This window comes from Leptotrichia wadei (assembly GCF_007990445.1).
Taxonomy (GTDB): domain Bacteria; phylum Fusobacteriota; class Fusobacteriia; order Fusobacteriales; family Leptotrichiaceae; genus Leptotrichia; species Leptotrichia wadei_A.
On record NZ_AP019841.1, the window covers coordinates 271,552 to 286,901 of the forward strand.

15 protein-coding genes are annotated in these 15,350 nt (G+C 30.4%); all 15 read left to right on the forward strand.

The genetic code is table 11. The annotated features are described in order from the left end of the window. Nucleotides 1-4 precede the first annotated feature (4 nt). The 15 genes from FVE74_RS01395 to FVE74_RS01465 all read left to right on the forward strand — a co-directional run bounded on the left by FVE74_RS01395 (nucleotide 5) and on the right by FVE74_RS01465 (nucleotide 15,257). Complete coding sequence (locus FVE74_RS01395; RefSeq protein ID WP_147002861.1) at nucleotides 5-1,261, forward strand: glycosyltransferase family 4 protein; 1,257 nt, start codon at nucleotides 5-7, stop codon at nucleotides 1,259-1,261. After that, on the forward strand, nucleotides 1,155-2,198 hold the full coding sequence (locus FVE74_RS01400) for a glycosyltransferase family 4 protein (protein WP_232053985.1): 1,044 nt from the start codon (nucleotides 1,155-1,157) through the stop codon (nucleotides 2,196-2,198). Before FVE74_RS01395 ends, FVE74_RS01400 begins: the two co-directional genes overlap by 107 nt. A gap of 328 nt (nucleotides 2,199-2,526) precedes the next feature. Then, nucleotides 2,527-3,243 carry an isoprenyl transferase gene (locus FVE74_RS01405; protein ID WP_147002863.1) on the forward strand — a complete coding sequence of 239 codons (717 nt, stop codon included), beginning with the start codon at nucleotides 2,527-2,529 and terminating at the stop codon, nucleotides 3,241-3,243. Further along, nucleotides 3,233-4,159 carry a phosphatidate cytidylyltransferase gene (locus FVE74_RS01410; RefSeq protein WP_147002864.1) on the forward strand — a complete coding sequence of 309 codons (927 nt, stop codon included), beginning with the start codon at nucleotides 3,233-3,235 and terminating at the stop codon, nucleotides 4,157-4,159. Before FVE74_RS01405 ends, FVE74_RS01410 begins: the two co-directional genes overlap by 11 nt. 38 nt (nucleotides 4,160-4,197) lie before the next feature. Beyond that, nucleotides 4,198-4,689 carry a hypothetical protein gene (locus FVE74_RS01415; protein WP_147002865.1) on the forward strand — a complete coding sequence of 164 codons (492 nt, stop codon included), beginning with the start codon at nucleotides 4,198-4,200 and terminating at the stop codon, nucleotides 4,687-4,689. A 42-nt stretch (nucleotides 4,690-4,731) separates the two neighbouring features. Continuing rightward, nucleotides 4,732-5,955 carry a tyrosine--tRNA ligase gene (gene tyrS / locus FVE74_RS01420; RefSeq protein ID WP_147002866.1) on the forward strand — a complete coding sequence of 408 codons (1,224 nt, stop codon included), beginning with the start codon at nucleotides 4,732-4,734 and terminating at the stop codon, nucleotides 5,953-5,955. Between the two features lie 182 nt (nucleotides 5,956-6,137). Further along, on the forward strand, nucleotides 6,138-6,506 hold the full coding sequence (gene acpS / locus FVE74_RS01425) for a holo-ACP synthase (protein WP_147002867.1): 369 nt from the start codon (nucleotides 6,138-6,140) through the stop codon (nucleotides 6,504-6,506). Between the two features lie 55 nt (nucleotides 6,507-6,561). Further along, nucleotides 6,562-7,857 (forward strand): glutaredoxin, encoded by a 1,296-nt coding sequence (locus FVE74_RS01430; protein ID WP_147002868.1) that lies wholly within the window; start codon nucleotides 6,562-6,564, stop codon nucleotides 7,855-7,857. A gap of 117 nt (nucleotides 7,858-7,974) precedes the next feature. After that, a complete protein-coding gene (locus tag FVE74_RS01435; RefSeq protein WP_147002869.1) occupies nucleotides 7,975-8,790 on the forward strand; it encodes a toxin-antitoxin system YwqK family antitoxin in 816 nt (271 codons plus the stop codon). Nucleotides 8,791-8,991: 201 nt separating this feature from the next. After that, the gene (gene whiA, locus FVE74_RS01440) at nucleotides 8,992-9,894 is read left to right on the forward strand and encodes a DNA-binding protein WhiA (protein ID WP_010128789.1); all 903 of its coding nucleotides are present in this window, start codon (nucleotides 8,992-8,994) and stop codon (nucleotides 9,892-9,894) included. 28 nt (nucleotides 9,895-9,922) lie between these two features. After that, the gene (gene lpxK / locus FVE74_RS01445) at nucleotides 9,923-10,936 is read left to right on the forward strand and encodes a tetraacyldisaccharide 4'-kinase (protein ID WP_147002870.1); all 1,014 of its coding nucleotides are present in this window, start codon (nucleotides 9,923-9,925) and stop codon (nucleotides 10,934-10,936) included. A gap of 173 nt (nucleotides 10,937-11,109) precedes the next feature. Next, a complete protein-coding gene (locus tag FVE74_RS01450; protein ID WP_147002871.1) occupies nucleotides 11,110-11,901 on the forward strand; it encodes a hypothetical protein in 792 nt (263 codons plus the stop codon). Nucleotides 11,902-11,925: 24 nt separating this feature from the next. After that, nucleotides 11,926-13,197 carry a serine--tRNA ligase gene (gene serS, locus FVE74_RS01455; RefSeq protein WP_147002872.1) on the forward strand — a complete coding sequence of 424 codons (1,272 nt, stop codon included), beginning with the start codon at nucleotides 11,926-11,928 and terminating at the stop codon, nucleotides 13,195-13,197. 252 nt (nucleotides 13,198-13,449) lie between these two features. Further along, complete coding sequence (locus tag FVE74_RS01460) at nucleotides 13,450-14,169, forward strand: GH25 family lysozyme (RefSeq protein WP_147002873.1); 720 nt, start codon at nucleotides 13,450-13,452, stop codon at nucleotides 14,167-14,169. A 104-nt stretch (nucleotides 14,170-14,273) separates the two neighbouring features. Further along, the gene (locus FVE74_RS01465; RefSeq protein WP_010128740.1) at nucleotides 14,274-15,257 is read left to right on the forward strand and encodes a class II fructose-bisphosphate aldolase; all 984 of its coding nucleotides are present in this window, start codon (nucleotides 14,274-14,276) and stop codon (nucleotides 15,255-15,257) included. The last annotated feature ends 93 nt before the right edge of the window (nucleotides 15,258-15,350 follow it).

Sequence of the window (15,350 nt, forward strand, 5' to 3'; positions counted from 1 at the left end):
TAAAATGAGAATTGGAATATTTACTGATACGTATAGACCTCAGGTAAATGGGGTTGTCAGCTCAATTATGACACTTGAAAAGGAGCTTAGAAAGCAAGGGCATAAGGTGTATGTTATTACTACGACTGATCCTGATGCGCCACAGGTGGAGCCTAATGTCTTGAGGCTTCCAAGTATGGAATTTAAGCCATTGCCGCAGTATAGGCTAGGGATGATTTATTCGGCAAAAATAATAAAAAAAATAAAAAGATTGGAATTGGATATCATTCATTCACAGACAGAATGGGGAGTTGGGACATTTGCGAGATTTGCTGCGATTAATTTGGAAATACCGCTTGTTCATACTTATCATACGTTGTATGAATATTACACGCATTATATTTTTGGATCAAGATTTGTTAAAGCTGGAAAAAAAATTGCGGCTGCGATTAGTAAGTTTTATTGCGAAAAATGTAATGCCTTGATTGTTCCTACAAGAAAAGTTGAGGATATTTTATATTCTTATGGTGTGGATAAGACAATGAATATTATTCCAACTGGACTGGAACTGGATAAATTTTATCGTGGAAATTATTCTGAAGAAGATTTGAGATTTATGAGGGAAAGTTTTAGAATTGATGAAAATGAATTTCTTTGTGTGTATATTGGACGGATTGCCGAAGAGAAAAGTATAGATTTGTTAATTGATATGTTTTCTAAAATTAAGGATGAAAAATTTAAGTTTATGATTGTTGGTCGTGGAAGAATTTTAGATGACTTGAAAAAACAGGCTGAAAAACTGGGAATATCTGATAGAGTTGTATTCACTGGGGAAGTGCCGCATGATAAAGTTGCTGCATATTATCAGATGGGAGATGTTTTTTTGAATGCGAGCGTATCAGAAACGCAAGGGCTTACATTTGTTGAGGCAATGGCGGCTAAGACACCTGTTGTTGCGAGATATGACTTGAATTTGGAAGACTTGCTTGTAAAAAATGAAGCGGGGCTTGTTTATAGAAATGAAAAGGAATTTATTGATTCTATAATGCTTTTAAAGGAAAATAAGGAATTTAGAGAAAAAATTATTGAAAATGCTTTTGTTGCTTCACAAGATTATACAGCCCAAAAATTTGGAGAAAGAGTGGAAGCAGTTTATAAAAAAACAATAGAGGAGTATGATAGTCGTGAAAGTTTTACTATATTCAGAGGGGAAAAGTTCCTTCAGCAAATCCGGCGTTGGACAAGCCTTAAATCATCAGGTAGAAGCCCTTGGAGCAAATAATATTGAAATTACGCAGGATCCTGAAGATGATTATGATTTGGCACATATAAATACAGTTGCATTAAAATCTTATGAAGTATTAAAGCAGGCTAAGAAAAAAGGGAAGCCTGTAATTTATCATACACATACGACTTATGAGGATTTTCGTGGAAGTATAAAGGGAAGTTATGTTCTATCACCAATTATAAAGTTCTGGACGAAAAAATTATATAATGAAGCAGATTATTTAATTTCTCCATCAGAATATACAAAAAATCTTATAAAATCGAAATATTTAGAAAAAGAAAAGGAAATCAGAGTAATTTCAAATGGTGTAAATATAAATAAATTTAATAAAAATGAAGTTTTAAAGCAAAAATTTCTAAACGAATACAAATCAGTATATGACATAAATAAACCACTAATTATAACGGCTGGACTGCCTTTTGAAAGAAAAGGGATAAAAGACTTTGTAAAAGTGGCGCAAGAATGCAGTGACTACCAGTTTCTGTGGTTTGGCTCATCAAGTGTAAAATCAATGCTGCCTGACAAAATACAGAAAATCATTGAGAATCCACCAGAAAATCTGATTTTCCCAGGATATGTCGACACGGATATTTTAATAGGCGCATTCAGTGCCGCAAAAGCCTTCTTATTTATGACTTATGAGGAAAATGAGGGAATTGTGGTGCTAGAAGCGCTTTCAGCGAAATTGCCGCTTGTGGTAAGGGATATTCCTGTGTATGAAGATTGGCTGGAAGATGGAAAAACATGTTTTAAGGCTAGAGATAATGAGGAATTTTGTGAAAAAATAAAAAATATTGTGGAAAACAATGTGGAAAACTTGGATGAAGTTACAGAACAGGCTTATAATATTGCAAAAGAACGTAATTTGATAAATATAGGGAAAAAATATAAAGAATATTATGAGTATATATTAAATAAAGAAAACAAATAATTTTTGCATTTGAAAATTTCAATAAAAAATTTTAATAATATATTAAGTAATTTACTATACTTATAAGAGCTAATAGAGTGTGTGTATAATTTTATGTAAACTAATAGATAAATCCAGTAAATTCAATACTTTGCTGTTCTATTTATACAAAGATTTTTACACACTTTCTTTTTGATAAGACATTTCAGCTTTTATTATTATTTCAACTTGTCAAATATCAACAGAAATAAAAAAATATTTTTTATAATAATTTTTCAAATACCTTGAAAAATAATGATTTGACTGTTATAATTATAGCAATAATATTTTTATTCTTGAAAGGAATAATATGGATAGAGATAAATTGGTAATTCCTAGGCATATTGCGATTATTATGGACGGAAATGGCAGATGGGCTAAGGAACGTGGGAAAATTCGGCTAGAAGGGCATAGAGCTGGAGCAGCTAGTCTTGAGAGAATTTTAAGATATGCCGGAGAAATTGGAGTGAAATATTTGACTGTTTATGCTTTTTCAACTGAGAACTGGAAGCGTCCGCAAAAGGAAGTAAATGGTCTTATGGATTTATTTGGAAAATATTTGGACAAAGAGAAAAAAAATCTGAAAAAGCAAGGTGTGAAGTTAGTTGTGACAGGGGAAAAGGAGAATATTTCTCCAAAACTTCTAAAAAAAATTGAAGATACACAAAAATTTTTGGAAGATTGTGAAAAAATAACTTTTAATATTGCTTTTAATTATGGCGGAAGAAGGGAAATTGTAAGTGCAGTAAATAAAGTTTTGAGTGAAAATGAGACAAAAAAAATCGAAAAAATTACAGAAGAAGAGTTTTCAAAATATATGTACCGACCAGAAATCCCAGATCCAGAACTTGTAATCAGAACGAGTGGAGAATTTAGGATAAGCAATTTTTTGCTTTGGGAAATTGCCTATTCGGAGTTTTATATAACAGATGTTTTCTGGCCTGATTTTGATGAAAATGAATTAGATAAAGCGATTTTATCCTTTAATAAAAGGGATAGAAGATACGGAGGGCTGAATGTTAAGTAGATTATTTATTATTTTGTTGTTTGTACCTTTCCTTTTATGGATATTTTTAAAAGGAAATCTGATGTTTTTGGTGTTTACTCTTGTAATAATTGGAATATCGCTTTTTGAATTTTACAAAATGCTAAAGGACAAGGGATTTGAAGTGGCAAGCAGGATTGGAATGGGACTTGGGCTGTTTTTACCTGTTGCGATATATTTTCAGGAAAATTCAAAAAATATTTTTTCATATTTTAAATTTGAACTTTTTAAGCAAATTAACTTTGATATGGGAGGATTTATCGTATTTGCAATAATTCTTCTGTCTTTAAGGCAAGTTTTTAAAGTAAAAATTCACAATGCAATGGCAGAAATTTCCTACACTTTATTTGGAATAATTTATGTTTCGTATTTATTTTCACATATTTTATTATTAAAATACGAATTTCCAAATGGAAATATTCTAGTTGTAATGACATTTATGCTAATTTGGGCATGTGACATTTCCGCTTACCTTGTCGGAATGGCAATCGGCGGGAAAATATTCAAGCACAGGCTTGCTCCAAAAATCAGTCCGAAAAAATCAATCGAAGGTGCAATAGCAGGAATTTTGGGAGTATTTTTAGTAATTTTATCATTTGATAAAATATATTTATTTATTGCAAATTTTGTCTGCGGAATTTCATTTTTAACAAAAACTTGTTCCGTAAATTACGACTATGTCGCCATTGGTGGACTAAAAGCCTTTATTTTGGCACTTGCAATTGGAGTTTTTGCCGAATTGGGAGATTTGGTGGAATCTAAAATAAAAAGAGAATTGGAAGTTAAAGATTCTGGGAATTTACTTTTGGGACATGGCGGATTTTTGGATAGATTTGACAGTGCATTATTTGTATTGCCGATTGTGTATTATTTTATGAAATATGTGGCGTATTTATAAGAGTTAGTAAAATTATAAATTTTAAAGGAGTGATATAAATGAAAAAAATATTATATTGTCTATTATTTATTTTTATTTCAGTTTTATCGTTTTCAGATAGTATAGATTGTTCAATTTCAAAAGGAACTGTAAGTAGAAATTATCGTGTAAATTATAGATATATTGATAATCCTATTTCAGGGGTAAATAGAATGGCAGGTTTTAATGCAGAATGTAGATTATATAAAAATGGTACAGTATATTATGGAAGTAAAATAATATTTTCAGGAACAGATCCTATTAATTCTTTTATTCATTCTGTTAAAAATAATCAATTTTCAGAAAATGGGTATCTAAGATTTCAATATTATAATTATTTTACTGATAAACCTGTATTGATGACTTACGCCGATGGTATTATATATGTAGCAGGACCTTCATGGGCAAATGAAATAAAAACATTGTGGAAATCAGATATGAGAGTTAGAGATCAATGGTACGTTAGAGATATAATTAATGGATTAAATTACAATAATACTCCAAGAGTTTAAAAAATAAGGAGAAAAAATAAAATAAGGAGAAAAAATAAAAAAATGACAGAATTAGAAATTAAACAAGAAGTAGAAAGACAATTTAATATTTTAAGTCGTGGGTGCGATGAAATAATTAATGAAAATGAATTTAAGAAAAAGTTGGAAAAATCAATTTCGACAAATACTCCATTAAGAGTAAAATTGGGGATTGATCCGACTGGGTCTGATTTGCATTTGGGACATGCGGTACCTTTGAGAAAATTGAAACAGTTTCAAGATTTGGGACACGATGTGTTTTTCTTGATTGGGACTTTCACTGGAAGAATTGGGGATCCAACTGGAAAATCTGAAACTAGAAAAATGTTGTCAGAAGAACAAGTTATGGAAAATATTAAAACATATTTGGATCAAGTAAAATTAATTTTGGATTTAGATAAAATTAATGTTGTTTACAATGCTGACTGGTTGGAAAAATTATCGTTATCAGATGCATTGAATTTGTTGTCACAATTTACAGTTTCACAAATGATTTCGAGAGAAGATTTTTCAAAAAGATTATCTGAAAATAAACCAGTTTCATTGATTGAGTTTATGTATCCAATTTTACAAGGTTATGATTCAGTAGAATTACACGCTGATGTGGAATTAGGTGCGACTGAACAAAAATTCAATTTGTTAAGAGGAAGAGATTTACAGAAAAACTTTGGTCAAGAGCAACAAATTTGTATGATAATGCCGATTTTGGTTGGACTCGATGGAGTGGAAAAAATGTCTAAATCACTTGGAAACTACATTGGCGTAAAAGACACTCCAAATGATATGTTTGGAAAAGTTATGTCAATTTCAGATGAATTGATGGAAAATTATTACACAATGATAACCGATGTTCCATTTGAGAAAATTGAAGAAATCAAGACTCAAATCGCAGATGGAAGTTTACATCCAATGGAAGCTAAAAAACAATTGGGAGCAGAAGTTGTAAAAATTTACTACGGTGAAGAAGCGGCTAAAGAAGCGAGAGATTGGTTTGAAAATGTATTCAGTAAGAGAAACTTAAATGTTGACTTGCCTGAAGTTGAATTGGAATATAAAGAAGTTGGAATCATTGATTTATTGGTAAAAGAAACAGGATTGATGAAAACAACAAGTGAAGCTAGAAGATTAATTCAACAAGGTGGATTCAAAATAAACGATGAGCCAATAAAAGATGTGAAAGCTACAGTTGTTCTTGAAAGTGGAATGATTGTGCGAGCTGGGAAGAAAAAAATTGTTAAAGTGAAATAATTAGATTTATACTATTTCCCATTTAAACAGCAAACTAGTTATAATTGTAATTATTCTCATATTTTTAAAAAACTATTTCAAAAACTTGGGATAGTTTTTTTATTTCATAAAATATAAAATTTTGTATTTTTCCAAATTTGTAGTATAATCTAACAATAGTAAGTTTCAAAAAGGAGATAGAAATGGAAATTTATGGAATTGGGACAGACATTATTGAAATATCCCGAATTGAAAAGGCGATTAAGCAGACAAGCCTTTTTAAAAGAAAAGTTTATACAGAAAAGGAAATTGAGCATATTGAGAAAAAGAAACATCCATATTCTAGTTATGCAGGGAGATTTGCGGCGAAAGAAGCAGTTTCTAAGGCATTTGGGACTGGAGTGCATGGATTTTCGCTAAGTGATATTGAGATTTTGAATGATGAGTTAGGAAAGCCTTATGTAGTGCTTTATAACAAGATAAAGGAAAAGGCTTTTGGGATGATGATTCAGATTAGCATTTCACATAGCAGGGAATATGCAGTTAGTACGGTTATTATTTATAAGGAATAGAAAAATTTTAAAATAAAAGGATAAAAATTGTAAAAAAGAAAGGTGTGAAAAAAGTATGTTTTGGAGAAATGATTTTAAGGCAGGAGTAGGTAAAAGCAGGATTTTTACTTTGCTGGTTATGATTTTGGGAATATTTTTTATAAGTCAAATTAATTATTCTGCTGGAAATAGTCAGGTAAAAAAGGTGAAAATTGAGTATTTTGGGAGAAAAGATTGTAAAAATTGTGCTAATTTGGAAAAGTTTTTGAAGGAATTGGCGACTAAAAGGGATGATTTTGAGTATGTGGAGCATAAGATTGATGAGAGTAAGGAGGAAAAGGCTTTTTTTGATGAAACTGCGACAAAGTTGAAACTTGTTAAGGGGACTCCGATTATTTATGTTGACGGGCATATTATTCAAGGGTTTAATACGGCAGAAACTACTGGAAAGGAAATTGAAGGGCTGATAGATTCTGGAAAAACTAAAGGTAAGATTTTGACTTTGAAGGAATATGTGGAAAGCGGACAAGCTGGAAAGGGGAATGTAAGCAGTAATGGTGCAGTTTGTACTGGAGATAAAGTTTGTGAAATTCCAGGACTTACGAAAGGGGCTGAACATCAGGTGCTTGTGAATATTCCGATTATTAATAAAACGATTGATCTAACAAATTATTCCTTGTTGACAATGTCAATAGTCTTAGGAACAATTGACGGATTTAATCCTTGCGCTATGTGGGTTCTAGTTTTATTTTTGACAGCCTTGATTGCAGTTGGAAATAAAGTTAAGATGTTTAGGGTTGCTGGGCTATTTATTCTGGCTGAAGCTGTTATGTATTTCTTGATTTTAAATGCATGGATTTATACTTGGGACTTTGTAGGATTGGATAAATGGGTAACTCCGATTGTCGGGATTGTCGGAATCGCTGGAGGAATTTTCTTTATTAAAAATTATTTGAAGAAAGGCGATACTTTAGAATGTGAAGTGACAGATTTGGAGCAAAGAGCAAAAATTTCAAGAAAGGTAAAGGATATAGCCAATAAGCCGTTTACGTTGCTTACGGCGCTTGCAATAATTGGCTTGGCACTTTCTGTAAATGTAATAGAATTTGCCTGTTCAATTGGAATACCGCAAACATATACAAAAATTCTTCAAATAAATGAAGTTCCCTTTTGGGCAAGACAGTTTTATACATTTATTTACATAATTGGATATATGATAGATGATATAATAGTTTTCTGGTTTGCACTGATGAGTATTAATAAATTGCAGTTAACTACAAAATATTCAAAATGGGTAAATTTGTTTGGTGGAATTTTGATGATTATTCTGGGACTTATAATGCTGATTAAGCCTAGTTTGCTTATAATGTAATATATAGCAAGAAAAATCAATAATTTAGTTTAAAAAATGAGAAAAATTTGTTATAATGTAAAAAGGTAAATTGATAAATAAAAAAACAGATTTTATAAAATAATAGGAGATTGAAAAATGAAAAAAAATAATAGCAAAAAAATATTGTTTATTGCTGGAATGATGATATTTTCAGCAGTTGCTTATGGAAAAGATGTATTTGCAAATTACGGGACAAATTTTGGAAAAGTTAGGTTGTCACAACTTAGTTCTCAAAATACGGAAGATGTAAAAAGAGTTGATGCAAGTACTTATGAATTGACAGGAAGTGGAGAATACAGAATTATGGAAGAAGGCGGAAGAAGACTTGTTGTTAATTTAAATAATGGAATATTAAATGGGAAATATGATGAATATTACGCAAATGGAAACAGATTTACATTGGGAAATTATGTAAATGGGAAAAAAGAAGGAGAATGGACTGTTTATACTGAAAATGGACAAGTCTGGAAAAAATATCAATACAAAAATGATCAGCTTGATGGACGTTATACTTCATATTATGCCAAAACAGGCGCTCAAGAAACAGTTGGAAATTATACAAATGGAAAAATGTCAGGAACTTGGACTGAATATTATGAAAATGGTTCAAGAAAATCACAAGGAAATTACTCAGATGGACAAAAAAATGGATTGTTTACCGAATGGAATACAAGCGGAGGTAAAAAATCTGAAATTAATTATGTAAATGATGAAGTAAATGGGAAAATGAATGTTTATTATGAAAATGGAAGACCTTTGTATGAAGCAAATCTAAATGGGGAAACTGGGACTGTAAAGGGTTATTATACAAATGGAAGCCTTGGATTTGACGGAAGTTTCAAAGGCAGAAGAAGAACAGGAACTTGGACTTACTATGATAAGGCAGGAAATCCTAGAAAAGTGAGTTATTAATTTAGCAGATTTGTTTAAAGTCAAAGTTTTATGAAATGAATATTATGAATCAAGGAATTATAACTTCTTGTAAAAATAAAAAAATTAGATTATTGAATAATAGTTAATATAAATAATTTATAGAATTGTAAAAGTAAAAATGATATTAATTAATCTTTATAGATTTTTACAAATGACAAAGAATGTAAAGGAGGGGGAAAATTGTCGTATTCAGCGAATTTAAAAAGGGAAATCTTTAATTTGGAAAATTCTGATAAGGAGAATGTTTATGCAGAACTTTTTGGGATTTTTATAGCAAAAAATGTGATTACAGAACATGGAGTTTATTTCAGCACAGAAAACGTGTCACTTGCTAAAAGAATTTATTCAAATTTACGTGCAGTAACAGATATTCCAATCCAGTTAAAATACGTTATTAGCAAACGGCTTGGAGCACACAAGCTCTATGAAGTCATACTTTTTCCAACTCAGCATGACCAGCAGGAGTACAAATCATTTTTAAAAAAAATATATTTTCACAAAAATTTTTCAGTTGTGGAGAATGAAAAACAGCTGGCTGGCATAATCAGGGGATTTTTCCTTAGCTGTGGATATATAAAGTCTCCAGAAAAAGCCTATGCGATGGATTTTTTTGTGGATAGTGAGGATTCTGCCACTTATTTGTATTATTTGTTTAAGCAGATGGGGAAAAAGGTTTTTCAGACGGAGAAAAAGAATAAGAGCCTTGTTTATTTGAGAAATTCAGAGGATATTTTGGATATAATCTTTTTGATTGGCGGAATAAATTCATTTTTTGAATTTGAGGAAGTTACAATTAATAAGGAAATTCGGAATAAAATTAATAGAAACATGAATTGGGAAATTGCAAATGAAACGAAAAAATTGTCGGCTTCTGAAAAGCAGATTAATATGATAAAAGTAATTGACCAGAAATTAGGACTTTCAGAATTGACGGATGTGTTGAGTGAAACGGCGAAATTACGGCTGGAAAATCAGGAAATGTCATTACAGGAACTGGCAGATTTAATGGAAATTTCCAAATCAGGAATAAAGAACCGGTTTAGAAGGCTGGAAACAATTTACAAAGGTTTAGTGGAAAATTAACTAGAAAAATTAGATTGAGGAAAAATTAATGAAATTATTGTCGATTATATATGGATTTATCGTATTTCTACGAAATAAACTTTATGATTTAAAAATTTTTAAGGAAAAAAAAGTCAATGGAGTGGAAATAATTTGTATCGGAAATATTGTGGCAGGCGGGACTGGAAAAACACCAGCTGTGCAGTATTTTGTGCAAAAGTATTTGAAAAAAAATAAAAAGGTTGGTATTTTGAGCCGAGGTTACAAAGGAAAGAGGGCAACAGACCTACTGCTTGTAAGAGATGAAAAAAAGATTTATGCGACTCCAAGAGAATCAGGAGATGAAGCCTATCTACATGCCTTAAATTTTCAAATTCCTGTTGTAGTTTGTAGAAATCGTTATGAAGGTGCGACTTTTCTGAAGGAAAAGTGTGGTGTTGAAACGATTATCATGGATGACGGTTTTCAGCACAGAAAATTGAGGAAAGATAAAAATATAATTTTGATTGATGCTACAAATCCTTTTGGAATGGATGACTATTTGCCGAAAGGGTGGTTGCGGGAGTCACTGGAGGCTTTGTGGCGGGCTGATGAGATTATTATTACGAAAAGTAATTATGTTTTGGAAGATGAAGTTGGGAAAATTAAGGAAAGATTGGTAAAATATGGAAAGCCGATTTTTGCTGCGACTTTTGAGGAAAGTTATTTTTACAAATTAAATTTTGAAAATAATGAAAAATTTGGTAAAATGAATAGCGAAAATAAAATTGGAAATGAAAAATTGCCTTTGAAAGTTATTCAAAGTAAAAATGTGCTGATTTTTTCTTCAATTGCTAATCCAGCCGTATTTTATCAAACAATAAAAAAATTGAATCCAAATAATATTGAAGAAATAAAATTTTCAGATCATCACGTTTATACAAATGAGGAAATTTTGGAAATAAAGGAAAAGGCTAAAAGTTATGATTATGTCTTGACAACAGAAAAGGATATTGTGAAAATTGATGAAAATATAGAAAATTTATTGATTTTGAAAATGGAATTTAAAATTATTGAGAAATAAAAGGTGAATAAAAATTTTAGTAAATTGTAAAAATTATGTAATGTCTTCATGTGGCAAGTCAAAGTATCTTGTCAAAAAAATAAAAATTGAAAAATATGCAGATAAACAGTAGAATTTTATAAATTTTTGCTGATAACTTAAAATAGAAATAATCAGGAGGGAGGAATCTGATTTTGGCCGAAAATCAAAATTTAGAAAGTGAAAATGTATTTTTAAATATAGAGAATTTTTCACAATTTATTTTAAAATATAAAAATCATTTTGAAAAACGAAAATATTATCAAATTGATGAAAATTTTAAAATTATTAAAAAAGAGCCGTCGTTTATATTGGAACTTGCATATATTTATTTTGCTGAAAATAAGGAAAATGAAAATATAAAAAAAATTGTAGGCGGGCAGTTCTTGGAAACATTTAAGAAAAAAGAAAAAAAGATAGAGCGATTAAGTAAAATTGAAATGTCGAAACTGGTGGATGGATTTAGAAGGAGCATTTTTAATAAAGAGTCAGTTTTTGCGGTAAAATTGGGAAATGAATTGCTATATCGGGATAAAGGTAAATTTTTTGAGATATTGTATAACTATTCTTTGATTTCGATGGATGTGAATAAATTTGTGAAAACTTTTTTTGCGGAAAGAATGATAGAAAAAATTAAAATTGAAAATAACTCGAAATTTAATGAAATTCGTGATAAAATAGATGAGATAATAAAGAATATCTTAAATTATTTTACAAAATCTGATTTAACATTTTTAAATTTTGAAAATGTGGAAAACTTAAATTATTTTGTGGAAAATCACGTTGATGAACTTTATAAAAAAATTTATGTGGAAAACTTTGATAAAATTGTGGAAAAGTATAATGTTAAAAATGTGGAAAAAATAAAATTTGATAAAAATTATAATTTTGAAGATTTGAGTGAAAGTAAAAAAATATTGTATAAATATATTGAAAATTTTAATTAATTAAAGAAAGGAAATAAAAGAATTATGTTAGAAATGAGATACATAAGGGAAAATGCTGATAAAATCAAGGAATATTTAAAAAATAGAAATAGTGACTTTGATTTGGATTCATTGTTAAAACTTGATGAAGATAGAAGAAACTTGCTTCAGGAAGTTGAAATGTTAAAAAAGGAAAGAAATGAATCAAGTTCGTTAATTGGAAAATATAAGCAAGAAGGAAAAGATCCCGCTGAATTGCTAGCCAGAATGCAAACTGTAAGTGCAAAAATTAAGGAATTGGATCAAAAAGTGGCTGAAATTGATGAAAAACAAGTGCAGCTTGCCTATACAATTCCAAATAAATTAAGTGATACGACACCAATTGGAAAAGATGAAGATGAAAATGTGGAAGTAAGAAAATGGGGAACTCCAAAAGAATTTGATTTTGAAATAAAATCTCACGATGAATTGGGAGTTAATCTTGGAATTTTAGATTTTGAAAGAGGAGCAAAACTTGGTGGTTCAAGATTTACAGTTTATAAAAATGCGGCTGCTAGATTAGAAAGAGCATTAATTGCTTTTATGATTGATGTTCACACTCAAGAAGAGGATTTTGAAGAAATTTTTACACCACAGCTTGTAAAAAAAGAAATGATGGTTGGAACTGGACAACTTCCTAAATTTGCTGAGGATGCTTACAAAATCGAAGGGGAAGAAATGTATTTAATCCCAACAGCAGAAGTAACACTTACAAATTTACACAATGGAGAAATTTTAGACGAAGAAGAATTGCCTAAACATTATTGCGGATATACGGCTTGTTTTAGAAAAGAAGCTGGTTCAGGTGGACGTGATTTAAAAGGACTAATTCGTCAACATCAATTTAATAAAGTTGAAATGGTAAAAATTGTAAAACCTGAAACTTCTTATGATGAACTTGAATCAATGGTAAATAGTGCAGAAAAAATCTTACAAAAATTGAATTTACCATACAGAGTGATTTCACTTTGTAGTGGAGATATAGGATTTAGTGCGGCAAAAACTTATGATTTGGAAGTTTGGGTACCTAGCCAAAATAAATATAGAGAGATTTCATCTTGTTCAAATACAGAAGATTTTCAGGCTAGACGTGCGATGATTAAATATAGGGAAAAAGAAACTAAGAAGAGCCATTTTGTTCATACTTTAAATGGATCAGGGCTTGCTGTAGGAAGAACATTGCTTGCGATTATGGAAAATTATCAGCAGGAAGATGGAACTATAAAAATTCCAGAAGTATTAGTGCCATATATGGGCGGAATGACAGTTATAAAATAACAAAGGCTATAAATTAATATCAAGCTAATCTGATTTTTTCCTAAACTGCCAAAACCGCTCAAAAATTAAGTTTAGCAGTATAAAATAAGTTAGAGTGAAATTGTTTTAAAATCGAACTCAAAAATTACGGCTGTATTACTGAAATTTGAAGTTTGCTTAATTTGAAGCTTTTTAAAAATATTTTAAAAACTTTGGGCAATTTTGAGCGACTTTGAAAAAAATTTTGTTATTAAATAACTGAATGGAGAAGATATGGGAAAATTTATAAAATTTTTAGTAATTATGATAATTGCTGGAGGTATAGCAGGTTTTTTGGAAATTAGCGGATATTTGTACCACAATGAAATTCTGGCACAAATGGCAGGCTATAAAACGCAAGGACTGGACATTTCGCACCATCAGGAAAAGGTAAACTGGACTCGTGTAGATCCAAAATACAAATTTATTATACTAAAGGCAACTGAAGGGCAGAATTTTCTTGATACGGATTTTTTGTATAACTGGAATAATGCTAGATTAAATGGCTTTGTAGTTGGAGCATATCATTTTTTTACAATGACAAGCAGCGGAGCGGCACAAGCGGATTTTTACATAAGTAAAGTTTCTGACTCTGATAAGACATTACCGCCGATTATTGATTTGGAAATATCTACAAAGAAATATAAAAAAAAGGATGTAATGAAAAATTTAGAGGAAATGGTTGATAAACTTGAAAAGCATTATAAAAAAAGAGTAATTTTTTATGTGAATTACAATACTTACAATGCTTATATAAAAGGTGAATTTCCTAAAAATAAAATATGGATTACAGATTATAAATATTTTCCTAGAATAAAAGAAGATAATAGATGGGTAATCTGGCAAGTTTCAAGACGTGGAAGAATTGAAGGAATACCTGGATTTACTGATAAAAATGTACTTAGAAAGGGAATGACTGTAGAGGATTTGATAGAGCAAAATAAAATAAATTAATAATTTTACAATTATTTTTTGTTTTCTATTGATTTTTATAAAAAAATTTGGTAACATATAATTAAAGAAGTTAATCTAATTAATAAATATTAGGAGGCGTAATAATGAAATATCATTACAAAGATTTAGGATTAGTAAACACTAAAGAAATGTTTGCTAAAGCAAACAAAGAAGGGTATGCAGTACCTGCTTTTAACTTCAACAACATGGAACAATTACAAGGAATTATTGAAGCATGTGTTGAAGAAGGTTCACCAGTAATTCTTCAAGTATCAACAGGTGCAAGAAAATACATTGGTAAAGAAATGTTACCTTGGATTGCAAAAGCTGCAACAGCTTATGTAGAAGCAGCTGGATCAGATATTCCAGTAGCTTTGCACTTGGATCATGGTCCAAATTTTGCTGAAGCAAAAGATTGTGTTGAATATGGATTCTCATCAGTAATGTATGATGGTTCTCACCACCCTTACGATGAAAACGTAGCAGAAGCAAAACAAGTTGCTGATTTTGCTCACCAACACGATGTTACAGTTGAAGCTGAATTAGGAGTTTTAGCTGGAATCGAAGATGACGTTAAAGCAGCTGAACACATTTACACTCAACCTGAAGAAGTTGAAGATTTCGTATCTAAAACTGGTGTTGATTCATTAGCAATTGCAATCGGAACTTCTCACGGAGCTCACAAATTTAAACCAGGTGAAGATCCTAAATTAAGATTAGATATCTTAGCTGAAATTGAAAAAAGAATCCCAGGATTCCCAATCGTATTACACGGTTCTTCAGCAGTACCTCATCAATTTGTTGAAATGATCAACCAATATGGTGGAGATATTGCAGACGCAATTGGTATCCCTGATTCAGAATTAAGAAAAGCCGCTAAATCAGCAGTAGCTAAAATTAACGTAGATACTGATGGAAGATTAGCTTTCACAGCAGGAATCAGAGAAGTATTCGCTAAAAAACCAGGAGAATTTGACCCTAGAAAATATTTAGGACCTGCAAAAGACTATATTAAAGAATACTACAAAGATAAAATCAGAAACGTATTCGGATCAAATGGAGCTTACAAAGCTGGAGCTGCAAGATAGTAAAATATAAAACAAAAAATTAAATTTGGAATTATCTCAAGTTTATTTTAAAATTTGAGATATTTCCTTTGAAATAATTCAAAAGAATTTTTT

What these genes read in the sequence shown, in the direction of transcription:
- FVE74_RS01395 (WP_147002861.1), top strand. Translation starts at nt 5, where the DNA reads ATGAGAATTGGAATATTTACTGATACGTATAGACCTCAGGTAAATGGG.
- FVE74_RS01435 (WP_147002869.1), top strand. Translation starts at nt 7,975, where the DNA reads ATGAAAAAAAATAATAGCAAAAAAATATTGTTTATTGCTGGAATGATG.
- FVE74_RS01415 (WP_147002865.1), top strand. Translation starts at nt 4,198, where the DNA reads ATGAAAAAAATATTATATTGTCTATTATTTATTTTTATTTCAGTTTTA.
- FVE74_RS01465 (WP_010128740.1), top strand. Translation starts at nt 14,274, where the DNA reads ATGAAATATCATTACAAAGATTTAGGATTAGTAAACACTAAAGAAATG.
- tyrS (WP_147002866.1), top strand. Translation starts at nt 4,732, where the DNA reads ATGACAGAATTAGAAATTAAACAAGAAGTAGAAAGACAATTTAATATT.
- FVE74_RS01410 (WP_147002864.1), top strand. Translation starts at nt 3,233, where the DNA reads ATGTTAAGTAGATTATTTATTATTTTGTTGTTTGTACCTTTCCTTTTA.
- FVE74_RS01430 (WP_147002868.1), top strand. Translation starts at nt 6,562, where the DNA reads ATGTTTTGGAGAAATGATTTTAAGGCAGGAGTAGGTAAAAGCAGGATT.
- acpS (WP_147002867.1), top strand. Translation starts at nt 6,138, where the DNA reads ATGGAAATTTATGGAATTGGGACAGACATTATTGAAATATCCCGAATT.
- FVE74_RS01460 (WP_147002873.1), top strand. Translation starts at nt 13,450, where the DNA reads ATGGGAAAATTTATAAAATTTTTAGTAATTATGATAATTGCTGGAGGT.
- FVE74_RS01405 (WP_147002863.1), top strand. Translation starts at nt 2,527, where the DNA reads ATGGATAGAGATAAATTGGTAATTCCTAGGCATATTGCGATTATTATG.
- lpxK (WP_147002870.1), top strand. Translation starts at nt 9,923, where the DNA reads ATGAAATTATTGTCGATTATATATGGATTTATCGTATTTCTACGAAAT.
- FVE74_RS01400 (WP_232053985.1), top strand. Translation starts at nt 1,155, where the DNA reads ATGATAGTCGTGAAAGTTTTACTATATTCAGAGGGGAAAAGTTCCTTC.
- serS (WP_147002872.1), top strand. Translation starts at nt 11,926, where the DNA reads ATGTTAGAAATGAGATACATAAGGGAAAATGCTGATAAAATCAAGGAA.